Origin of the sequence: Vibrio tritonius (assembly GCF_001547935.1) — a bacterium.
GTDB lineage: Bacteria > Pseudomonadota > Gammaproteobacteria > Enterobacterales > Vibrionaceae > Vibrio > Vibrio tritonius.
The window spans coordinates 912,651-933,630 of record NZ_AP014635.1 but is presented as its reverse complement, the minus strand read 5'-3'; the positions used below and the strand labels follow the sequence as shown (position 1 = coordinate 933,630).

The following is a 20,980-nucleotide window of genomic DNA, read 5'->3' as shown; positions in this document are numbered from 1 at the left end:
TACATTCTCGCTGAAACCGCATATTGAGGTTACTTGGGTATAGTTGTACATTTAGTGTGGATATGGACAAAAACGTTTACCTATCCTCGTTATTTATTTCCACGAGCAATATAAGCACCGCGATAATGTGATCCAAATAATGAACGACCTGAATCAGCGTAACTAATTTACCTCAATCACCGCTTCGCTCTTTCTTACAAACTCGATCTGTTTTAGTATTCTGAGATTAGGTCTTGGACGACTCATCTTATCGCCTGCCCAAACTTAATCGCACAACATCTTTTCAATTATTATTTATTAGGGAAATCATAATGGCGGCTTTTGGTAGCGTGTTCATGCCGAAAATGGCAATGGCAACCTTCGAAAATAATCAATGGTCAGAAACTCAAATCGTTGATTCAAACAGCATCTCTCTTCACCCTGGTGCACACGTTCTACACTACTCAAGTACTTGTTTTGAAGGCTTGAAAGCGTTCCGTCACCCCGACGGCAGTGTGCACGTCTTTCGAATGGACCAAAACATTGAACGTTTTGCTCAAAGCAGTCACTTACTCGCACTACCTGAGCTAAACAAAGAACAGATTGGCGACATGATCAAATCGATCGTGGCTGAATTTGCAGCAGATGTACCTGAAGCACCTGGCTCGATGTACATTCGCCCGACTCACATCGGTACCGAAGCGCAAATTGGTAAAGCAGCGTCTGCAACAAATAGCTCTATGGCGTATATTCTTCTTTCTCCAGTTGGCGACTACTTCGCTGGCGGTGCGCACGCACTACGTCTAATGCTAGATGAAACTGGCCAACGCTGTGCGTCACACATGGGGATGATCAAAAGTGGTGGTAACTACGCTAGTGCACTACGCCCAACCATCGAAGCAAAAGAAAAATACCAAGCAGACCAAATTCTGTTCTGTCCAAATGGTTACATCACCGAAACAGGTGCGGCTAACTTCCTATTGGTCGATGGAAATGAAATCATTACCAAAGCATTGGATTCAAGCTTCCTACATGGCGTAACTCGCTCTAGTATCCTCACTATCGCAAAAGACCTTGGTATGACAGTAAGTGAACGTGAAGTGTCAGTAGAAGAGCTGCTAGAACGTGCAGCAAAACCTGGCGTTGAAGCAATGCTTTCTGGTACAGCTGCAGTGTTAACTTCAGTAGGTACTTTCATTTATAACGGTAAAGATTACCCAGTAGGTAATGGTGATATCGGCCCAATGGCAACCAAACTTCGCCAAGCATTGAATGACATTCAATGGGGTAAAGCACCAGATACACACAACTGGTTAACTAAGATTGCTTAAATCTTAGTGCCTTTGAAGCTACCGAATCAAGCCAGCGCTCTCAGTCGCTGGCTTTTTATTTAACTCAACATTTCTTAAGCTTGCCTCGCTAGAGATATAATTAATCCAATAAAAATCCTCAAGTTTTTACCTGACGCGCCGTTAAGATGAATAACTTACGGAGAGTCACATGCAAGTTCATACTTTAGACAAAGCAGCGATAATTAACGAGCTTAAGGTCGGCACTGGAATTAACCAAGCGGTCCACCAAACTCGTCGCGCCGATTTTGCGCTTATGCTTGCTATGTTTTCTAATGACGTGCGTGATAACACTCCGGTCGAACAGATTGATGAAGTAATCACGACTGATAAGTTGTTGCGTCAGCGTTTTCAGCTACAAGAACCACAGGCACTGCAAAACGATCAAAGTTCCTATGCCATTTCTGCTGAACAAGCAAAGCAGTTTCATGATGGTGGCTTATCAAGTGCCAAGCTCAGCCACTATCTCGTACCAGATGCCCTCACTTATCTCCCAGAAGACACCCATGTCTTACCAGAAGATATCTACTTTAATCTGTCGGGACATGAGCGACGCCATTTAGCAGATAAAGAGCCTAAAAAGCTGTTACCCGCTGATTTATATCAACAATTGGTTTTCTCTAATCGCCATGATCAGATCCGTGCACAGGCTTAAGTGCAACGCTTAATGTAATACACTCGTTTGTGTGAATCGCTGCAAAGAAACCCTCCCCATTTTTCCTCTAAACAGTGTTCTTTGATCTTATTCACACTGTGAATTGATCTCATCAACCATGCTGTCAAAACCCTCTAATAAAGGGAGTGGTTCAACAGATTAAGTGGGAGAGTGGGATGAAAATAGAAAGTGCCGTTATTTTAATCACTTCCGCGAGTTCTATACTCGGAAGGTCACTCGCCATTCATTATGCTCATCTTGGTGCTCGTTTGATTCTTTGTGACCATGACGAAACCAATCTGATGAAAACGGTTCAATTGTGCCGTCAAGTCAACGATCAAGTTCACTCTTGTATCCTTACGTCTTGCCAGCCCAAAGCGGTCGAAGCGATTCTCGATTTCGTCCAAGAAACTTACCATCAAGCACCAGATGTATTAATCAATCACTGGCCTAACACTGTGTTGCCCTCTTTTGTTGATAAAGCTGCTTCCGAGCAATTTGTTCAGCAATGGAGTACCTTAACTGCTCATTTTTTTCTGTTTGGTTATGCCTGTGCACAGCGTATGCGCCAAGCTAACAATAGCGGCGTGATCGTTAATGTAATTTCCTACGGCGAAGCAATGGAATCGAATGGTTTGGTGAGCGCAAGTTCGATTGTATCGGGGTTTACTCAAAGCTGGGCACAAGAACTGACCCCGTTTAATATTCGTGTGGGCGGTGTCATACCACAGCTCTCAAACGAAGCACAACGCAGTGATATTTTGCATTATGAAGAGCTCACTCGCCACACTGAGTATATTGTGGCGAATGAGTATTTTAGTGGAAGAGTTATGACAGCTTAATCAATACTGTTCTAGGTATTCGTCTAGCTGATCTTCTTCTTCCGCATTGTAATCATCTTTGGTGATTTCCGCTTTAAAATCGAGATGTTGCAGATAAGCATCGCGAGTGAATGCGTAAGGATCTGGCGAATTTTTCAGCATAGGCTCTTGTTGCACTAATGCTGCACGACTTTCCAACCCTTGGAAGACAAATTTTCCGACGCTAGCCCAGATATTGAGATAAGAGAGAGGCAAGTAGGTGGAGTCAACTAAATCAGCCCCATCACGCAAAGCATAAGGTCCAGCCCCCGGAACCATAACGTATGGACCTTTGCCAACACCATAGTGTCCAACCGCATCCCCAAATTCCTTTTGATCTTCTTTATTGATTCCCGCCGCTGAAGCGATATCGAACAGGCCCAAAATACCAAATGTTGAGTTTATCCAAAAACGGTTAAAGTGATTTAGTGCTTTACGGCCATTACCCATAATGATGTTGTTCACCATACTCGCAGGCTCATCTAAGTTACCAAAAAAGTTTGCAATGCCAGAACGCACCGGCGTTGGTACATAATCAACATAAGCCAATGAGACTGGGCGCAATACGTATGGGTCAAGATAGTCGTAGTTAACCGTCCACATAGCACGGTTAAATCCTTGCAGAGGATCATCGGTGTTCGTTTCTTGGTTACCCTGCTGATCTGGTGCAGAACTACACCCTGCTAGGGCAAAAACCAAGCCTAAGAAAAAGACGCGAAAAATGCGATTGTTCATGCTGTAATCCGTAAAAAATTGGCTCTATCGGCCGGTTTAACTCAACTGACTGGCTGCACATTGTCGTGCAAATGAATATACCCATGGGTATAAGTATCTCTACTGGGTTCCCTAAGGTTATTACTGCCCACGACTCTTATTGTTGTCACTTAGCAACTGTTGGGCCTTTGCAATGTTGTCAACTAGCTTAGCATAGCGTTTATCATCCACAGGAATGGCGTTTTGCATCTTTTGCCAATACGCGATAGCGTCCCCATATTTTTGCTGCGAAAACGCGTCATATGCCAATAAGGAAAGAACGTTAAACGCTATGGAAGGCTTAGTTAATAGCGGCAATAGCAAATCTCGTCCTTGCTGTTGCAGCCCTGAGTTAGATGTCAGAATCAAACTCTGCCCGTAAGCAAAAGTGATGCTGTCATCCTGCTTGGATAAATCATGCGCTTTCGCAAAAGCTGGAATCGCGATGGCATTGTTCTGAGCGACGGTAGCAACTCTCCCCAACATCATCCACCCTGTTGTATCATCAGGCTTATCCGCTAAACGGGTACGCAGTGCTAATAGCAAATCTTGTCTATCACTTGGGGTAAGTACTCCATGCGACGTAATCAGTTTTTGCGTTAACGCAGGTGTTGAATGCTGTACTTGTTGCCAATGGCTCACTTGGTGATAGCCACCAACCCAAGTATACATCCCTGCACACAGCAGTAACACCGCAGTGGATAAGATGAACACCAGCCGCTTTTCCACCACTGGTAACATGAGTTGGTTATTGTCCCTCTCGACGGGAATATCATCGAGCAAGCTTTGTTTGAGATCGATAACTAAGCGATGCTCATCAAACACTAAACCTTGTTCGCTTTCTATTTTTAGTTCATCCAAACGCTGCTGATAAAAAGCGGCACTGAGGTGTTCTCGCGCTGTGCTAGCCATCGACCGTCTTTGATAAAACCGCCAAGTAATCCACACACAAAATAACGCCAGTAGCACCAAGAACGCAACCCCCATCCAAAATAACATCATTTGCGGTTCACCTCTTTCTCAAAGCGAGCCAGCAAAGTGTTCAAGCGCTCTTCCTTACTGCTGTCCCAGTTATCGCTCTCATGACTCTCAAGTGAGCTGCGGCGACTACAATACCATATCATCACCAAGCCAAACATGAGGACAAGCAATGGGCCGACCCACAAGATTAACGTTCCAAGGGTTAAGGGCGGGTTATAAGTGATAAAATCGCCGTAGCGAGCAACCATATAGTCAACAATATCTTGGCGACTTTTTCCCTCCTTGGTCATTTCATACACTTTTTGGCGTAAATCTTTCGCCAATGCAGCATTAGAATCTGCAATGGTATTATTTTGACATTTGGGGCACCTTAATGCCGCACTAAGTTCCTGAAACTGAATCTCTTGCTCTGCAGAATCAAAATGATAAACATCAATCGCCGCCCACACATGGCTCGCCCACAACAAAACGAATGTCGCTACAACACTACGCCACATCATGAGCGAGTTTCCCGAACAAGTTGGTGATAGAGTGGTTCAAGTTTCATCTGCCAATTTTGAGCATTGACATCGCCAATGTGACGATAGCGAATCACACCTTGCCCATCGATCACAAAGGTTTCTGGAGCGCCATAGACGCCAAGATCTAAACCGTACATGCCATCTCGATCAAATAAGTTAACCGCATAGGGGTTACTGGCGTGATTGAGCCAAGCAATCGCGTTAGCTCGATCATCTTTGTAGTTAAGGCCAACGATGTTGACCCCTTGATGTGCTAAGGTGTTGAGGAATTGATGCTCTGCATGACACGTTGGGCACCATGTAGCCCAAACGTTAAGCAACATTGGCTTACCTTGAAAAAGGCGCTGATCATAATACTGATGTTCATCAAACAAATTGGGCAATCTAAAAGCAGGTACTGGCTTTCCGACGAGTACCGATTCTAATTTAGTAGGGTCATCCCCATCGGCATTATCGACAAGTTGGATGGTAAACATCACTACTAAGCCAATAAATAGTATCAAAGGAATAAAAAGGAGTTTCTTACTCATGCTTTTGTCTCCTTGAACACTTTAAATCGATAACGGCGATCGGTTATCGATAATAATCCTCCACAAGCCATCAGTAATGCTCCCCCCCAAATCCATCGAATAAAAGGGTTATAGCAAATTCGCACAGCCCAAGCATCATCACCAAGAGGTTCACCCAAAGCCAAATAGAGATCGCGAGTGATCCCGCGGTCAATCGCGGCTTCGGTCATCATTGAACGCGCAACCGGATAGAATCGTTTCTGAGCATAGCGAGTATTGACCCACTGACCATCGACACTGATATTGAACTTACCTTGATAGCCACTGTAGTTTGATCCTTGAATGTTTTGCAGTCCGACAAAGTCAAACTGATAACCAGCAACAATCACCTGTTCTCCCGGCGCTAAGCGAATGTCTTTTTTCAGGCCATAATTCTCTATCATGGCCACGCCGATGATAGCAACAGCGAGACCTAAATGAGCAACCCACATCGACCAATAGCTACGTGGTAACTTACGTAAACCTTGCCAGAAAGCGTAACGATGAGTGGAACGCAGGTAGATATCGAATAAATGCAATAACACAATCCACCATGCAAGGGCCCATCCCATCATCGCCATAGGACGGAATGGGTTAGCAAACATGATGAGAATGATGCAACTAAATAGCAGTGCTAATACACCAGCGATTAGCGTTGGTTGGATAAGTCGAGTGACCTGTTCTCGCTTCCAGCGTATAAGCGGACTCACCCCGAGCGCCAACGCAAACGGCAACATTAGCCAAGCAAACATCACGTTAAAGAATGGTGCACCAATCGAAATGGAGCCTAAACCCAACTGTTTATGAACCAGAGGTAGCAGTGTTCCGATGAACACAATCACCAAAGCACACATCAACAAAACGTTGTTAAATAACAGAGCGGATTCGCGAGACAACAAAGCAAACTGGGTATGGACACGAATCGCGCCGCCTTTTAGAGCGAACAGGAGCAGTGAGCCACCGATAACAATCACCAATAGGCTCAAAATAAACAAACCTCGTGAGGGATCAGAAGCAAACGCATGAACAGAAACTAAAATCCCAGAGCGAACCAAAAACGTGCCAAGCAAACTGAGAGAAAAAGCACATATCGCCAGCAACACAGTCCACGCTTTAAACGTGCCACGTTTTTCACTCACTGCCAAAGAATGCAACAAAGCCGTTCCTGCCAGCCAAGGCATTAACGATGCATTTTCCACCGGGTCCCAAAACCACCAACCACCCCAACCTAACTCGTAATAGGCCCACCACGAACCTAAACATATACCGACGGTTAAAAACATCCACGCAGCAGTAGTCCAAGGCCGTGACCAGCGTGCCCAAACCGTATCCAGCTTCCCAGTCATTAATGCGGTTATGGCGAATGCAAACGCCACCGAAAAACCGACATAGCCGGTATACAACATAGGGGGATGAAGAATCAGTCCCGGATCTTGCAGCAGCGGATTAAGATCGCGCCCATCTACCGGGAAGTAAGGTAAAGTGCGAATAAATGGATTCGAGGTCAAAAGAATAAAAGTCAAAAATCCGACACTGATCATTCCCATGATGGCCAATACACGAGCAAGTGTGTCAAGTGGTAACCCACGACTTAAGCACGCTATGGCGAGCGTCCATAGACTTTGAAGAAAGACCCATAAAAGTAGTGAACCCTCATGAGCACCCCATACGGCCGTCACGCGATAATACCAAGGCAATTGACTGTTCGAGTTTTGCGCCACGTATTGCAGCGTAAAATCGTTACTGTAAAACGCCCATGCTAAGGCGATAAAAGAGAGTGTAATAAAGATAAACATTGCTGTGGCAAATGGTCGGGCAGAGGCCATCAAGCTAGCGCGTTGATATTTGGCACCGACTAAAGGTAAAACACTGAGCAGTAACGCGATACCCCAGCCCAAAATTAAGGCGATATGTCCTAGCTCGGCAATCATGGTTGTACCGCCATCGTACGGGCCGCATTTTTCTGAGCTTGGATAAAGGCATGATTATTCTTCATGACTTCTTGAACATCTGGCGGCATGTAGTTTTCATCGTGTTTTGCTAACACTTCTACCGCTTTTACCGTATCACGACTTGTTAATACCCCTTGCGCCACAATACCTTGCCCTTCACGAAACAAATCCGGCAAAATCCCCTCATATTCTACTGTCACCGAAGGACCGATATCGTGGAGCTGAAAAGTGACTTTGAGTGAGTTAGGATCACGATGTACTGAACCAACGATCACCATACCACCAATACGTAAACGCTCACCAACTTGCGGCACATGCCCATCACGACCATAAATAATTTGGCTAGGTGTATAAAATAGATTCATGTTTTGGTTCAAAGCATACATCACCAGACTCAGCGCAATCGCTACTGCCGCAACAATACTGGTTACAACGAAGAGGCGCTTTTTACGTCTTGGATTCATAACGTGTTTTCCAGTTTTTTTGCTTGGGCTATTCTCACTTGACGAGCTAATCTCTCAGTCACGTCATGCAAAATTTTGCGACGGCGACGCAAGCTATGCCAGACCAGTATCAACATGGCGCAAAGAGCAACCCCCACCGCACTCCATACATAGGCGGCATAGCCTCCCATCAACCACAAGTCATTCATAGAGGCAAAAAACATGTTATGCGCCCTCCTTTGCGATGCTTTTGGTTGCCATAGCAACAACCCAAGGACGATGACGTTCTTGATTGAGTATCTCATTACGCAATCTGATCAATGCCACTGCGCCAATAAAAAAGGCAAAACCGAAGATATTAATCAGTAATGGCCACAGCATATCCAACGCCATGGCCGGCTTAGCAAAACGGGTAATAGTTGCCCCTTGATGTAAGGTATTCCACCACTGTACCGAGTAATGAATAATTGGGATATTAATCACGCCTACGAGCGCTAGAATATTGGCTGCATCTGCTCCTGTAGCGGTATTATCAAAGGCATGATAGAGGGCGATAACCCCCAAATAGAGAAACAGCAGAATCAGCTCTGAGGTGAGGCGAGCGTCCCACACCCACCAAGTTCCCCACATAGGTTTACCCCAAATGGACCCCGTCACTAGCGCAATAAACGTCATCACCGCGCCAATGGGGGCGATAGCAACCGCCACGTAATTGGCCATTTTTATCTGCCACACAATGGCAAAGAGGGCCGCAATAGCCATCGAAATATAAATCCCCATCGACCATATCGCCGCCGGGACATGGAAGTAAACGATACGAAAGCCATTCCCCTGTTGGTAATCTGCTGGAGCAAATGCTAGTCCCCACACACTACCCACTCCAATAAAAATGACGGCAGCAATACTAAACCACGGCAACCACCAGCCACATAGACGATAAACCGTCTCAGGCTTGGCGTACGGGTGAAGCCATTTCCACATATTCAATCTCACTTTCATTGCTTCCAAGGTGCTGATATTGGTCAATCAAACCCATCTTAAATAATTGTGCCTAAACATTTAGGCAGATACTGAACGCAGACTCGCATCAACCTAGCCTTGAGACTCCTCGTTGCTATCGAACGCTAATGCGCAACGCCGCACTAATTGCAAACGGTGCAAGAACTGAGGCCAATACCAAAATTGCCGCAAGAATGGCTAATTGACCGGAATAAGCCATTCCCATCGCAGCGGCATCAACAGCCGATGTTGCGAATATCAACACCGGAATAAACAGAGGTAACACTAATAAGCTCATTAGTACGCCACCCTTACGCAACCCCACCGTTAGGCCAACGCCAATCGCACCAATAAAACTTAACGCAGGTGTCCCAACCAAAAGGGTTAATGCCACGGCACACCATGTCGCGACATTTAACGACAACAATACCGCTAACAAAGGGCTAATCAATAACAGGGGTAATCCGGTTAATATCCAATGGGCGATGATTTTAGTCACGACGATCAAAGGCAAGGGAAGCGGGGTTAGCATAAGTTGCTCTAACGACCCATCGATAAAGTCATCCCGAAAAAGACGCTCAAGAGAAAGTAACGCCGACAACAAAGCGGCAACCCAAATGATGCCCGGCGCCATACGTTGCAATATTTGCGGATCAGGCCCAACACTGAGCGGAAACAACGTGATCACTAAAACGAAGAACCACAGCGGATTAAAAACTTCCGCCAAACGGCGATAAGCGATTAAAAGTTCTCGAAATAGCAGGGCGCAAAGTCCTTTCATCATTGGCGTTTATCCAAACGCAGAGTCTGCAGCATCGCGTGCTGACTAGGCAGCGATTGATGAGTTGTGAGTAATACCATCCCTCCTTGTTGCGCGTGTTGCACAAAGAGCGCCTCAAGAACCTTAACCCCTTTAGCATCAATCGCCGCAAAAGGTTCATCCAAAATCCACAAAAGATGATCGCTTAACCACAGTCGAGCTAAAGCCACACGACGCTGTTGCCCTGCCGACAATTGCGCGACTACCACATCTTCACGTCCAACTAAACCCACCTTGGCTAAAACGGTCATTAACTCCTCATGTGCGAACCGCTTACCCGCTATTGTTTGATAAAAACGTAAATTTTCTAAAGCGGTCAACTCGCGCTTCACTCCGGCGAGGTGACCGATGAATAACATTGATTGGTGGTACACCTCTCGTTGTTGAGCAATAGGTACCCCCTGCCACAGCACCTCTCCACAACAGCTTTTACCTAAACCCGCAACAATTCGTAGTAATGACGTTTTACCCGCTCCATTCTCACCTTCAATTTGTAAAATATCGCCAGCTTGTAACCTAAAAGAGATCGATTCAAACAAAGGGAGGTCGTCATGAAAGACACTGAGATGATTAACGGCGAGCATAGCAATCTCTTCGGTTACATTAGCATGTCATGTTACCACAAGCACAAGTACACGAAACAGGGCTTAACTCCGCGAAATCATTGAGTTAGATTATTTTTTATAAAATTCATTACTGAATGAGCGCAAGCGATTTTGCTGAACATCATCATTTCGCATATAAACTAAGGAGTGAATAAAAGAAAACCGCTGTTTTAAACAGCGGCTTAGAAGTTAGTTTTTTTTCTTAGTGGACGACGTCGAGGAGACTCTTGCTGTCGGCCATCTGGGTGACTTGTGAGTGGAGGAACAGCTTCTCGGCCTGCAAGTTTATTTTGCAACGACATCATTAACTCTGCTTCAGCCTTAGGCAATTCGCATTCTGATATCAGCTCATCAACATCAGCGCCGAGCTGCACCATTTTAGTCGCACGGCTATAGAGTCGGGCATCATTATCTTCATTTTCCAAGGCCATAATGCGCTCATTTAAATGAGAAATAATATCTTGCTGCTCAGAAACTCGCTGCCCCAACCCTACGACAACAGAACGGACTTCAAGCAATTGTTTATTCGCTTTGGTCAATTCTTTATCTAAAGCCCTATTTTGCTGACGCAAAGCATCACCCTGCTTAGTCAACTCTCGTCGTACTTGTAGCAAGATCATGATCAACAAAAGAATGATTAATACAAATCCCCCTGCGATGACAGGAGGATTCATCCAAGACCACATATTCATTACATGTGAGCCATATCATCCCACTCTTCGTCAGTCAGAAGCTTGTTCAAATCAACCAAAATCAGCAACTTACCATCACGGTTGCTCACCCCTTGAATGAATTTCGCGCTTTCATCTGTGCCCACGCTTGGCGTGGTATCAATTTCAGAAGAGCGTAGGTAAACAACTTCAGCCACACTATCCACCAAAATACCGATAACTTGGCGTTCAGATTCAATCACGATGATACGAGTATTATCCGTAATTTCACCCTGAACTAAACCGAAACGTGCACGGGTATCGATAACAGTGACAACGTTACCACGAAGGTTGATGATACCTAAAACATAATCTGGCGCACCAGGGACAGGAGCGATCTCAGTGTAACGCAAAACTTCACGTACTTGCATTACGTTAATGCCGTAGGTCTCTTCTTCTAGTTGGAATGTTACCCACTGAAGCACTTCGTCATTGGAGTTCTCTTTTCTAACTTCTACGTTTTGAGACATACCTTTTCCTCTCTACGTCGTCTCCGACCAAAAAAACTATTTATCGAGCGCCTTCACATCGAGCCCTGCATTAAGCATAGCTATCAATGCATCAACATGGATTAAAGCACACATTTTTTCTTTTACCATGCCCGCTAGCCAAGGCCGTTTACCCACTTGCTCTCGCCAGCGTACTTGTTCACTTCTCAGAAGCTCAGTGCCCATCAATTTTGAACAAGCCAGCCCCCACATACTTTCCCCGAGCATAACAATATACTGGTATGCCTCTTTATAGCTCTCATCGTGAAGCTTTTCAGCCATCACCCACTTAGCCGTATCAACCACGTCCAACTGGGCATCACGTTGAGTTTGAAGGCCAAGATACCAAGCAGGTCGACCTATCAAATGGTTCAGTTCTGCTTTACGGTGTATTCCTCCTAGCTCATCAAGAGGAACCGCAAACGTCACACCATTGACGTCAAAATAAAGCACCTGAAAAGCATCTTGCCGCACCGGAGTATGCCAGTTGTCTAAATTCAAGTCCCCCGTTTGAGTTTGAGGTTCAACTTGAGCTTCGACAACCTCTTCCGGTTCAATCTCAGCAGTTTCAACCACCGTCTCTGGCGATTGAGGTTCTAACTTAACTTCTGTTTCTACTTCGGCCGTTGAGGCCCAAGCTTCTTCAATATTTTCTTCAACTGTCTCTGTTTGAGGCGTTTCGATCTCTGCCTCTGTAACATGGGTATCCAGTTCCACCTCGTGATGATGAGGTTCACCCTCGTCATCTTCGGTAAGAGTTTCTGTATTCCACTCTTGAATCTCTTCAACATCGGGAGTCGCTTCAACCACAACCGTATCGTGAGAAATATCGAAGGTGTTCTGCTCCATTAACTCATCAAGTTGTAACTCTTCAACTGGATTACTCTGCTCTAGCTGACTGAGTAAACGCTGCACCTCTTCTAGGTTCGCTCCAGGTAACTCTTCAATGTTGTCATCATCAAAAAATGGAGTTGATTGCACCGAAGGTTCAGTGACAGAAGCAGATTGACGAGCGAGTTCTGGAGCCTCATCTGGCTTATTTGGGGCAGAAACAATCTCCTCCCCCAACTCTTCAGAAAGCAGTGCAGTAAAATAATCATCTAACGCCTGTTCACTCGACAGGTGCTGCACACTACTCATCGATCGCTAGCCTCTCTAAATGCAGTAATAGTTGCTTATAAGCAAAAACGCCACGGCTACCCTCAGCAAAATGCGACGCAGGCAAACGCTTTAGACTTGCGTCACGAAACTTGGTATCAATCGGCACAGCTGAGGTCCAAACTTTGTCTGGATAATCACGTTTCAACTGGGTCAAAGTCTGCAATGATGCTTTGGTTCGTTTGTCGTACATGGTCGGTACGATGGTGACTTTAAATTCTTTGTTCCGTGACTTTTGCATGATGGCTAACGTGCGAACCATACGCTCTAAGCCTTTCATTGCCAAAAATTCCGTTTGCACCGGAATCAAAATACGATCACTAGCCGCTAAAGCATTGACCATCATAACGCCTAAAATTGGAGGACAGTCGATGAGCACGTAGTCGTATTGCTTACGCAGCGCGAGCAAAGCGCGCTTTAAAATCAAACCCATACCACTACGGTTCCCCATCACACGGTCAAGTGTTGCTAACGACATGTGTGCGGGAATGATATCAATACCTTGAATATCGGTACGTAAAATTAATGGTGCAACAGTCTGCTCTGTAAAATCTGACAGTTGAAACAGATCAAATAGACTGGCAGGAACCGCATCAGCATCATAACCCAAGTAGGTAGTTAAAGATGCATGAGGATCAGTATCCACCAGCAACACGCGTTTTCCTTGTTTACTTAACAAACCAGCCAAGGTAATGGTGGTAGTGGTTTTACCCACCCCACCTTTCTGGTTAGCGACACTCCAAACAATCATGCAGTACCCTTATCCAAGACCGACTTCAACTAACATTCGTTCAGAGATTCGATCTAGAGGCAAGTCTTCCGATGAAATACCCGCTTTAGCTACTGCTTGTGGCATACCATAAACCACACAGCTGTCTTCATCTTGAGCCCAAATCGTCGAACCCGCTTCTTTCAACATTCGTGAACCGTCTCGCCCATCTGCGCCCATTCCTGTCAGAATCATCGAAAGCACTTTATCACCAAACACTTTTGCTGCTGAACCAAAGGTAACATCAACACAAGGCTTGTAATTCATGCGCTCCCCACCATCGAGAATACGCAGTTTGGCCGCTCCAGGCCGACCTTCCACCATCATCTGCTTACCGCCCGGAGCAAGGTATGCCACACCAGCTCTTAGCACATCGCCATCTTCCGCCTCTTTCACCTGAATTTGGCACAGTGAATTAAGGCGGCTAGCAAATGCAGCGGTAAACGTCGCAGGCATATGTTGAACAAGAACAATTGGGTGCGGATAGTTTGCCGGCAGTTTAGTCAAAATTTTCTGCAAAGCAACTGGTCCACCCGTTGATGTACCAATCGCAGTAAGCTGATATTTCTTACCTGTCGATTTAAAGCGCCCCGCTGGAGCACTAGGTCTTACTGGTGCTGTAGCCCGTTGAGCGCGGTCAAGTGAACTAGCAGTCGTCGATAAAGACGATGTAGCTGGAGTCGGGCGACTAATGGGCGCTCGGCGCATAAGCCCTTTTTTCGACGCAATCTCAAGAACTCGCTGTTGCAAAACAGAAACGGCTTCGTCACGGTTACGTGCAATATCTTCAAACTTCTTCGGTAAGAAATCCAAAGCGCCAGCATCTAAGGCATCAAGTGTCGCTTTTGCTCCGTCATGGGTTAAAGAGGAGAACATCAGGATTGGAATAGGACCTTTAGCCATGATTTCACGCACAGCTGTTATCCCATCCATCACTGGCATCTCTACATCCATAGTGATGACATCCGGTTTAAGACTCAGCGCTTTATCCACTGCTTCTTTACCGTTAACCGCCACATCAATAACCTCTAACCGCGGTTCAGAGTTGATGATCTCGCTAACTCGACGTCGAAAAAAGCTCGAATCATCAACAACTAGCACTCTAATCGCCATAGTTATCCTTATAATTTTATATGGTCATTTAGATTCGTGAAGCAGCCGCGTACTGCTTAAGCAGATCTGGCACATCGAGAATTAACGCAATATGACCATCACTGGTAATGGTCGCACCCGCCATACCTGGAGTACCTTGCAGTAACTGATCCAAAGGCTTAATCACCACTTCTTCTTGACCAATTAAGGTATCTACAACAAAGCCTACTCGTTGGCTACCTAGTTGAACAATAACTACGTGACCAAGACCTTCACCTTTACGACCCGATTTACGACCTTTTTGTGGTGCCAACCAGTTTTGTAAGTAGAACAGTGGGATAGATTTGTCGCGGACAATAATCGTCAATTGTCCATCAACAACGTTAGTACGCCCCAAATCTAAATGGAAAATTTCATTTACGCTGGCAAGAGGAAGAGCAAATGGATGCCCCGCTACACCCACCATCAAGGTTGGGAGTATCGCCAACGTTAGCGGAACTTTGATCGTAATCTTAGTTCCTTTGCCCATCTCTGAATCGATATCAATTGAGCCATTTAAGGTATTAATCGCAGTTTTCACCACGTCCATCCCTACACCACGACCGGAAATATCGGAGATTTGCTCTTTACTAGAAAAGCCAGGCATGAAAATTAAGTTAAAACATTCTTTGTTCGATAATCGAGATGCAGCATCCTCATCCATTAACCCGCGCTTAACGGCAATGCCACGCAGTTTGTCCGGATCCATACCAGCCCCATCATCGATGATAGCCAATTCAATATGGTCACCTTCTTGTGACGCAGATAAAATGACTTTACCCGTACGAGATTTGCCAGATTGCTCACGAACATCAGGCATCTCAACACCGTGGTCAACAGAGTTTCGCACCAAGTGAATCAATGGGTCAGCTAGTGCTTCCACCAAGTTTTTATCTAAATCGGTATCTTCACCACGCAACTCTAAGGCGATGTCTTTCTTGAGACTACGAGCCAAGTCACGTACCACGCGAGGAAAACGACCAAACACTTTCTTGATAGGTTGCATGCGGGTTTTCATCACCGCACCTTGCAGGTCAGCAGTAACGACATCTAAGTTGGCCACTGCTTTAGACATCTCTTCGTCATTGCTATTTAGGCCAAGGCTCAATAGACGGTTGCGCACCAATACCAGCTCACCGACCATATTCATAATGATATCGAGCGTTGACGTATCAACACGGACTGTTGTGTCTGCTTGCTGAGCAGGTGCTTTCTTAGCAACCGCTTGTTTTTCTTCTGCGGCCTTCGCTGGAGGGGCACTTTTCGCCGCAGGAGCCGCTTTAGGGGCAGGTTTCGCTGCAGCCGCCGGAGCAGCTTGTTTCGGTGCAGGCGCAGCTTTAGCTGCTGGTTTTGGATTTTGGGAAGCTGGTTTTGTCGCAGCTTCTAACTCTTCAACCGATGGACCTTTACCTTTGCCGTGCAGATCATCGAGTAACTTCTCGAAATCATCATCGGTCATTAAGTCACCGTCTGTAGATGGTGACGCTTTCGCTGCAGGTTTCTCTGGTTGTTTCGGTGGCTCTGGCTGTTTTGGTGCTTCTGCCGCTGGCGCGTGTTCAGTATTAGCAGGACCTTTCCCCGCACCATGCAGCTCATCTAAAAGTTTTTCGAATTCATCATCGGTAATATCACCACTTGCATCGGAGGCTGCTGCAGGTTTGGCTGGAGCTTCCGCTACTGGTTTTACTTCACCTTGGTGCCCAGGAGCAGAACCTTGGCCATGTAGTTCATCAAGGAGTTTTTCGAATTCGTCTTGGGTTATTTCGTCAATTGAATTGGAACTGACCGCTTTTTCATCCGCAGCAGGTTGCTCAACCTCTGGTTCTTCCTCAACAGGTTCTTCTTCAATTAAGACCTCTTCTTCAAAAGCTTCTATCGCTTCATCTTCAACTACTGCAGTTGCAGCAGGTTCGTCCTCATCTTCAGATTGAGGGCGGCTCAAGCGATGTAACTCTTCGAGAAGTTCAGGTTCGGCTGCTTCTAGGGGACCACGTTCTTGCACCGCACTAAATTGTTCGTTAACGGTATCAAGTGCACGAAGCATGGTATCCATCAAACCGGGAGAAACACTGCGCTGACCGTTACGTAACGTATCGAACACGTTTTCTGCACCATGGCATGTTTCAACCAGTTCAGTTAAAGATAAGAACCCGGCTCCGCCTTTAACGGTATGAAAGCCGCGGAAAATTGCGTTTAAAAGATCTTTATCTTCAGGATTGTTTTCTAGTTCGACCAATTGCTCTGACAGCAATTCGAGTATTTCACCCGCTTCTACCAGAAAGTCTTGAAGAATATCTTCGTCTAATTCGTAGCTCATACGTAACCCCTAAAAACCAAGACTCGATAACAGATCGTCTACTTCGTCTTGCGATGCCACAGCATCTTGACGCTCATGAGGATTCAAAATTGGACCCTCAGCTTCAGTTGCTGATTTATCCTTATTATCGTCTGCTGTTTTATCTGTCTGGGCAGTCCCAAACACTGTAAGTATGTCAACCAAGCGTTTTTCCACTTCGCTAACTAATGTTATGACACGTCGAATGATTTGTCCGGTTAAGTCCTGAAAATCTTGCGCCATCAAAATCTCGGTTAACTGACCTCGTAACTCACTGCTGTCACCTTCCACCAAAGAGAGTAAATCGTCTATGCGGTGGCAAAGAGCTTTAAATTCTACGAGGTCGATCTTGCCGTGCATCAGTTGATTCCACTGTGGACGAACTTGCAGCAAACTCTCGTGCATACGGTCAGCTATAGGCATACAACGATCCACTGCATCCATCGTTTTGTTTGCAGCGACTTCCGTTTTTTCAATCACATAATTTAGTCGTTCTCGTGCATCGGGAATTTCATCTTTGGCGATTTCAGTCATGCGATCGTCAATATGAAAATGCGTAAGTGAATCATGCAATTCACGAGTAAGAGTCCCAATTTCCTGTAACATAGGATCTCGTTTAACGACCTCTTGCAATTCCTCACTATGTTGAGCAAGGTTCATTTGCGCGACTAAAGCAGTTGCTTCATCTTGCAGACCGTTTTCAACGAGTTGAACGAGTTCTTTTGCTTGTTCTAATGAAATCATCCTGAATAGCCTCTATAAGCTTAATGAATAGATCACCTTTTGCGAAAAACAAAGGTGCTTATAGACGCTCAAAGATTTTATCTAGTTTTTCTTTCAGCGTTGCTGCTGTGAATGGTTTCACAATGTAACCGTTAACACCTGCTTGAGCTGCTTCGATGATCTGTTCACGTTTTGCTTCGGCTGTGATCATAAGAACAGGAAGATGTTTAAGCTCTTCATCCGCACGAATATTTTTAAGTAGGTCAATACCTTGCATGCCTGGCATGTTCCAGTCAGTCACAACAAAGTCAAAGTCCCCTTTTTTAAGCATTGGCAAAGCCGTTAAACCGTCATCAGCTTCTTGGGTATTATTAAAGCCAAGATCACGCAGAAGGTTCTTTACAATACGGCGCATTGTTGAGAAGTCATCAACAATAAGGATCTTCATGTTTTTATTCAAAATTGCCTCCACTGAGTTCAAATTCAGTGATATTTAGTCATTTTCTGTCCAAGAACTCAACTTTGTTCGTAGACGCTGCATTGATTGGCTAAGTATCTGGCTAACGCGAGATTCACTGACACCGATGACCTCACCAATTTCTTTCAAGTTTAGTTCTTCATCATAATAGAGCGAAAGTACCAAAGCTTCACGCTCCGGAAGCGATTTTATTGATTCAACTAATGCTTTTCGAAATGATTCATCGGCAACTCCCTTAAATGGTGAGTTGTCTTCTTCATCATCAATGGGCGAGATAGCATCATCAGCGACACCTAAATCTTCTATACCAACTATTCGAGAACAGTTAATATCATTTAAGGCACTGTGGTACTGTTCTAGCGACATCCCCAAATACTTCGCTACTTCAGAGTCAGAAGGATCTCGATTAAGTTCACCTTCCAATGTTGAAATAGCCTGGCTAATTTCTCGGTTCACTCTATGAACCGAGCGTGGTACCCAGTCACCACGTCGAATATCGTCAAGCATGGCCCCACGAATTCGAATTCCTGCATAGGTTTCAAAGCTAGCGCCTTTAGACCCGTCGTAATTACGTTGTGCTTCCAGCAGGCCAATCATTCCTGCTTGGATTAAATCTTCTATAAGAACGCTTGGAGGTAATCGCCCAATCAAATGATGAGCTATACGCTTAACCAATACGGAGTATTTCTCCAGGAACAGTTGCTGACTGTTCACATTTCCGTATTGATCATAAGTTAGCGCTTTATTCACCAAAAGGTTCCCCTACTATTTCCGTACGATTGAGTAGCCGCTCAACAAAGAATTCCAAATGTCCACTCGGCGTCCTTGGTATTGGCCATGTTAAAGCTTTGGTCGCTAATGAGCTAATTGCAAGTGCAGCTGGTGAACGAGGGAAAGCATCAACCACAATTTTTTGCTTTTTCACGGCTTGACGCACATTATCATCTAAAGGTATGCACGCAACGAGCTCTAAGCTAACATTCAAGAACCGCTCTGTGACTAATGTCAATTTTGCAAACAATTCTCGTCCTTCTCGATAGCTTCTCACCATATTAGCAACAATTTTAAAACGTTGTACTTGATGTTCTCTACTGAGCAATTTAATTAAAGCGTACGCATCAGTAATCGAGGTTGGCTCATCACATACCACTACGACTACATCTTGAGCTGCACGTGAAAAGCTTACTACCATATCAGAAATCCCGGCAGCTGTATCGACTAACAGCACGTCCATTTCATCTTCTAGACTACCAAAAGCTCGAATTAAACCAACATGTTGCGCGTGTGACAACTCTGTCATTGACTGCGTTCCAGAGGTGGCGGGAATAATTCGAATACCAAACGGGCCTTCAACAATGGCATCTTTTAGCTCGCACTCTCCGGCTAAAACATGTCCGAGGTTGCGTTTAGGGCGAATTCCAAGCATGACATCGACATTGGCTAAGCCTAAGTCAGCATCAAGCACCATGACTTTTTTCCCTTGGCGAGCCATACAAATCGCCATACCGAGAGTCACGTTGGTTTTCCCTACACCACCTTTACCGCCAGTGACCGTGATCACTTTCGTAAGAGAGGGTTGGGTTAAGCGGCGTAATCCGCTAGCTTGGTCATATATCATTTTATTCGTCATAATCATCGCCGCCTAGAATTTCTCTACGTCACTAGCCCAGTAGTGAGGTTCATTTTCTGTCGACTTTTCCAGTAACTCGTTAGCTTTAGATACCATGTATTTTGGCTGGGCAATCACGATATCTTCGGGCACTCGCTGACCATTGGCGATGTAGGCCACTGGTAAAGCGTTCTGTACCACAACACTGACAAATTCCCCTAAACTCAAGCACTCATCTAGCTTGGTCATAATACACCCAGAAAGCGGAATCCTTCTGAAATGCTCAATCGTTTCCTGCAGCACTTTGCGTTGTGCTGTAGCAGGTAGCACAAGATAGCTATGAATGACTTCTCCGCTCTCTTGCATTAGGGTATCCAATTGCTCTGAAAGCCGAACATCGCGCTGTCCCATCCCTGCGGTATCGACCAAAATTAAACGACGATTTCGCAACTGAGATATTACATCGGCTAACTCTTTGGAATCTTTAGCAACTTTTACAGGACACCCCATAATTCGTCCGTAAATAGATAATTGTTCGTGCGCACCAATACGATACGTATCAGTGGTAACTAGCGCGACATTGTCCGAACCAAATTCCATTGCGGCTCGCGCGGCCAATTTCGCGACAGTCGTGGTTTTGCCCACTCCAGTCGGCCCTAACAAGGCCACAACACCACCGCGCTTGAGGATATCTTGTTTCGCTACAGGAACTTGGTCAGCGACTAAACGCAATAACGCTTTCCACGCTTTGGGTGGCGGCGTATCTTCTGGGATATAGCATGCAAGTTGGTCCGCTAAATCCAGCGACACGCCCATGCGCTCTAAGCGACGAATTAACATGGCACGCAGCGGCTCTCGACGCTCAACTTCCTGCCACATTAAACCAGATACTTGGTGTTCGAGTAGACGACGAATCGACTCCATCTCTTCGCGCATGCTTTCCAACTCTTCAGTAGCAAGGCTTGTATCCTGCTCGCGCCGAGAACGTTCGAATCGAGTTGGGTCGAGTTTGGGCGTTTGACGGCCTGCATTTCCACGGTGGCCATCGCTTTCTCTATCGGATAAACGAGGCTGTGATGAAGAGTCAGTGTAACGGGAGATAGGCCCATTACCT

General features: G+C 45.5%; 24 protein-coding genes. 3 read left to right on the top strand and 21 right to left on the bottom strand.

The features are described 5' to 3' along the window. The first annotated feature begins 311 nt into the window (after nt 1-311). The 3 genes from JCM16456_RS04410 (at nt 312) to JCM16456_RS04400 (ending at nt 2,825) form a co-directional block, all read left to right on the top strand. Complete coding sequence (locus JCM16456_RS04410; protein WP_068712727.1) at nt 312-1,310, top strand: branched-chain amino acid aminotransferase; 999 nt, start codon at nt 312-314, stop codon at nt 1,308-1,310. Nucleotides 1,311-1,479: 169 nt separating this feature from the next. Continuing rightward, nucleotides 1,480-1,983, top strand: a complete 504-nt coding sequence (locus JCM16456_RS04405) for a VC2046/SO_2500 family protein (protein WP_068712726.1) — start codon at nt 1,480-1,482, stop codon at nt 1,981-1,983. A gap of 176 nt (nt 1,984-2,159) precedes the next feature. After that, on the top strand, nt 2,160-2,825 hold the full coding sequence (locus tag JCM16456_RS04400; protein WP_068712723.1) for an SDR family oxidoreductase: 666 nt from the start codon (nt 2,160-2,162) through the stop codon (nt 2,823-2,825). Here JCM16456_RS04400 and JCM16456_RS04395 read toward each other — a convergent pair whose 3' ends face one another. From JCM16456_RS04395 to flhF, 21 genes are all read right to left on the bottom strand, one after another. Continuing rightward, nucleotides 2,826-3,578, bottom strand: coding sequence for an MlaA family lipoprotein (locus tag JCM16456_RS04395; RefSeq protein WP_068712721.1), 753 nt, complete (start codon nt 3,576-3,578; stop codon nt 2,826-2,828). Nucleotides 3,579-3,698: 120 nt separating this feature from the next. Then, nucleotides 3,699-4,598, bottom strand: coding sequence for a c-type cytochrome biogenesis protein CcmI (gene ccmI, locus JCM16456_RS04390; RefSeq protein WP_068712719.1), 900 nt, complete (start codon nt 4,596-4,598; stop codon nt 3,699-3,701). Next, nucleotides 4,595-5,077 carry a cytochrome c-type biogenesis protein gene (locus tag JCM16456_RS04385; protein WP_404819149.1) on the bottom strand — a complete coding sequence of 161 codons (483 nt, stop codon included), beginning with the start codon at nt 5,075-5,077 and terminating at the stop codon, nt 4,595-4,597. The genes ccmI and JCM16456_RS04385 overlap by 4 nt, the downstream gene beginning before the upstream one ends. Next, entirely contained in the window at nt 5,074-5,628 is a 555-nt protein-coding gene (locus tag JCM16456_RS04380; RefSeq protein ID WP_068712717.1) for a DsbE family thiol:disulfide interchange protein, read from the bottom strand. Before JCM16456_RS04380 ends, JCM16456_RS04385 begins: the two co-directional genes overlap by 4 nt. Continuing rightward, nucleotides 5,625-7,577, bottom strand: a complete 1,953-nt coding sequence (locus JCM16456_RS04375; protein WP_068712715.1) for a heme lyase CcmF/NrfE family subunit — start codon at nt 7,575-7,577, stop codon at nt 5,625-5,627. Before JCM16456_RS04375 ends, JCM16456_RS04380 begins: the two co-directional genes overlap by 4 nt. Next, on the bottom strand, nt 7,574-8,062 hold the full coding sequence (gene ccmE, locus JCM16456_RS04370; RefSeq protein ID WP_068712713.1) for a cytochrome c maturation protein CcmE: 489 nt from the start codon (nt 8,060-8,062) through the stop codon (nt 7,574-7,576). Before ccmE ends, JCM16456_RS04375 begins: the two co-directional genes overlap by 4 nt. Next, a complete protein-coding gene (ccmD, locus tag JCM16456_RS04365) occupies nt 8,059-8,265 on the bottom strand; it encodes a heme exporter protein CcmD (protein WP_068712711.1) in 207 nt (68 codons plus the stop codon). Before ccmD ends, ccmE begins: the two co-directional genes overlap by 4 nt. A gap of 1 nt (nt 8,266) precedes the next feature. Continuing rightward, nucleotides 8,267-9,022: a heme ABC transporter permease gene (locus JCM16456_RS04360; RefSeq protein ID WP_068712709.1), complete on the bottom strand. Its 756-nt coding sequence runs from the start codon at nt 9,020-9,022 to the stop codon at nt 8,267-8,269. A 133-nt stretch (nt 9,023-9,155) separates the two neighbouring features. Beyond that, nucleotides 9,156-9,824, bottom strand: a complete 669-nt coding sequence (gene ccmB / locus JCM16456_RS04355) for a heme exporter protein CcmB (protein ID WP_068712707.1) — start codon at nt 9,822-9,824, stop codon at nt 9,156-9,158. Continuing rightward, entirely contained in the window at nt 9,821-10,444 is a 624-nt protein-coding gene (gene ccmA / locus JCM16456_RS04350) for a cytochrome c biogenesis heme-transporting ATPase CcmA (protein WP_068712705.1), read from the bottom strand. Before ccmA ends, ccmB begins: the two co-directional genes overlap by 4 nt. Nucleotides 10,445-10,647: 203 nt before the next feature. After that, complete coding sequence (locus JCM16456_RS04345; RefSeq protein WP_068712703.1) at nt 10,648-11,157, bottom strand: DUF2802 domain-containing protein; 510 nt, start codon at nt 11,155-11,157, stop codon at nt 10,648-10,650. Continuing rightward, entirely contained in the window at nt 11,157-11,645 is a 489-nt protein-coding gene (locus JCM16456_RS04340) for a chemotaxis protein CheW (RefSeq protein WP_068712701.1), read from the bottom strand. The genes JCM16456_RS04345 and JCM16456_RS04340 overlap by 1 nt, the downstream gene beginning before the upstream one ends. 36 nt (nt 11,646-11,681) lie before the next feature. After that, nucleotides 11,682-12,803 (bottom strand): chemotaxis protein CheW, encoded by a 1,122-nt coding sequence (locus JCM16456_RS04335; RefSeq protein ID WP_068712699.1) that lies wholly within the window; start codon nt 12,801-12,803, stop codon nt 11,682-11,684. Further along, entirely contained in the window at nt 12,796-13,572 is a 777-nt protein-coding gene (locus tag JCM16456_RS04330) for a ParA family protein (protein ID WP_068712697.1), read from the bottom strand. Before JCM16456_RS04330 ends, JCM16456_RS04335 begins: the two co-directional genes overlap by 8 nt. Before the next feature lie 9 nt (nt 13,573-13,581). After that, the gene (locus tag JCM16456_RS04325; protein WP_068712695.1) at nt 13,582-14,703 is read right to left on the bottom strand and encodes a protein-glutamate methylesterase/protein-glutamine glutaminase; all 1,122 of its coding nucleotides are present in this window, start codon (nt 14,701-14,703) and stop codon (nt 13,582-13,584) included. Between the two features lie 28 nt (nt 14,704-14,731). After that, complete coding sequence (locus JCM16456_RS04320) at nt 14,732-17,038, bottom strand: chemotaxis protein CheA (protein ID WP_068712693.1); 2,307 nt, start codon at nt 17,036-17,038, stop codon at nt 14,732-14,734. Between the two features lie 9 nt (nt 17,039-17,047). Beyond that, nucleotides 17,048-17,800 (bottom strand): protein phosphatase CheZ, encoded by a 753-nt coding sequence (locus JCM16456_RS04315; protein ID WP_068712691.1) that lies wholly within the window; start codon nt 17,798-17,800, stop codon nt 17,048-17,050. Between the two features lie 58 nt (nt 17,801-17,858). After that, complete coding sequence (cheY, locus tag JCM16456_RS04310) at nt 17,859-18,227, bottom strand: chemotaxis response regulator CheY (RefSeq protein WP_000697869.1); 369 nt, start codon at nt 18,225-18,227, stop codon at nt 17,859-17,861. A 45-nt stretch (nt 18,228-18,272) separates the two neighbouring features. Further along, entirely contained in the window at nt 18,273-19,007 is a 735-nt protein-coding gene (locus JCM16456_RS04305) for an RNA polymerase sigma factor FliA (RefSeq protein ID WP_068712689.1), read from the bottom strand. Next, nucleotides 19,000-19,887 carry a MinD/ParA family protein gene (locus JCM16456_RS04300; protein ID WP_068712687.1) on the bottom strand — a complete coding sequence of 296 codons (888 nt, stop codon included), beginning with the start codon at nt 19,885-19,887 and terminating at the stop codon, nt 19,000-19,002. The genes JCM16456_RS04305 and JCM16456_RS04300 overlap by 8 nt, the downstream gene beginning before the upstream one ends. 12 nt (nt 19,888-19,899) lie before the next feature. Next, entirely contained in the window at nt 19,900-20,967 is a 1,068-nt protein-coding gene (gene flhF, locus JCM16456_RS04295; protein ID WP_408068378.1) for a flagellar biosynthesis protein FlhF, read from the bottom strand. Nucleotides 20,968-20,980 lie beyond the last annotated feature (13 nt).

What these genes read in the sequence shown, in the direction of transcription:
- JCM16456_RS04345 (WP_068712703.1), bottom strand. Translation starts at nt 11,157, where the DNA reads ATGAATATGTGGTCTTGGATGAATCCTCCTGTCATCGCAGGGGGATTT.
- JCM16456_RS04340 (WP_068712701.1), bottom strand. Translation starts at nt 11,645, where the DNA reads ATGTCTCAAAACGTAGAAGTTAGAAAAGAGAACTCCAATGACGAAGTG.
- JCM16456_RS04335 (WP_068712699.1), bottom strand. Translation starts at nt 12,803, where the DNA reads ATGAGTAGTGTGCAGCACCTGTCGAGTGAACAGGCGTTAGATGATTAT.
- JCM16456_RS04330 (WP_068712697.1), bottom strand. Translation starts at nt 13,572, where the DNA reads ATGATTGTTTGGAGTGTCGCTAACCAGAAAGGTGGGGTGGGTAAAACC.
- ccmE (WP_068712713.1), bottom strand. Translation starts at nt 8,062, where the DNA reads ATGAATCCAAGACGTAAAAAGCGCCTCTTCGTTGTAACCAGTATTGTT.
- JCM16456_RS04360 (WP_068712709.1), bottom strand. Translation starts at nt 9,022, where the DNA reads ATGTGGAAATGGCTTCACCCGTACGCCAAGCCTGAGACGGTTTATCGT.
- ccmI (WP_068712719.1), bottom strand. Translation starts at nt 4,598, where the DNA reads ATGATGTTATTTTGGATGGGGGTTGCGTTCTTGGTGCTACTGGCGTTA.
- JCM16456_RS04325 (WP_068712695.1), bottom strand. Translation starts at nt 14,703, where the DNA reads ATGGCGATTAGAGTGCTAGTTGTTGATGATTCGAGCTTTTTTCGACGT.
- JCM16456_RS04400 (WP_068712723.1), top strand. Translation starts at nt 2,160, where the DNA reads ATGAAAATAGAAAGTGCCGTTATTTTAATCACTTCCGCGAGTTCTATA.
- JCM16456_RS04375 (WP_068712715.1), bottom strand. Translation starts at nt 7,577, where the DNA reads ATGATTGCCGAGCTAGGACATATCGCCTTAATTTTGGGCTGGGGTATC.
- ccmB (WP_068712707.1), bottom strand. Translation starts at nt 9,824, where the DNA reads ATGATGAAAGGACTTTGCGCCCTGCTATTTCGAGAACTTTTAATCGCT.
- JCM16456_RS04300 (WP_068712687.1), bottom strand. Translation starts at nt 19,887, where the DNA reads ATGACGAATAAAATGATATATGACCAAGCTAGCGGATTACGCCGCTTA.
- JCM16456_RS04410 (WP_068712727.1), top strand. Translation starts at nt 312, where the DNA reads ATGGCGGCTTTTGGTAGCGTGTTCATGCCGAAAATGGCAATGGCAACC.
- JCM16456_RS04395 (WP_068712721.1), bottom strand. Translation starts at nt 3,578, where the DNA reads ATGAACAATCGCATTTTTCGCGTCTTTTTCTTAGGCTTGGTTTTTGCC.
- JCM16456_RS04405 (WP_068712726.1), top strand. Translation starts at nt 1,480, where the DNA reads ATGCAAGTTCATACTTTAGACAAAGCAGCGATAATTAACGAGCTTAAG.
- JCM16456_RS04380 (WP_068712717.1), bottom strand. Translation starts at nt 5,628, where the DNA reads ATGAGTAAGAAACTCCTTTTTATTCCTTTGATACTATTTATTGGCTTA.
- ccmA (WP_068712705.1), bottom strand. Translation starts at nt 10,444, where the DNA reads ATGCTCGCCGTTAATCATCTCAGTGTCTTTCATGACGACCTCCCTTTG.
- JCM16456_RS04315 (WP_068712691.1), bottom strand. Translation starts at nt 17,800, where the DNA reads ATGATTTCATTAGAACAAGCAAAAGAACTCGTTCAACTCGTTGAAAAC.
- ccmD (WP_068712711.1), bottom strand. Translation starts at nt 8,265, where the DNA reads ATGTTTTTTGCCTCTATGAATGACTTGTGGTTGATGGGAGGCTATGCC.
- JCM16456_RS04320 (WP_068712693.1), bottom strand. Translation starts at nt 17,038, where the DNA reads ATGAGCTACGAATTAGACGAAGATATTCTTCAAGACTTTCTGGTAGAA.
- JCM16456_RS04385 (WP_404819149.1), bottom strand. Translation starts at nt 5,077, where the DNA reads ATGATGTGGCGTAGTGTTGTAGCGACATTCGTTTTGTTGTGGGCGAGC.
- cheY (WP_000697869.1), bottom strand. Translation starts at nt 18,227, where the DNA reads ATGAAGATCCTTATTGTTGATGACTTCTCAACAATGCGCCGTATTGTA.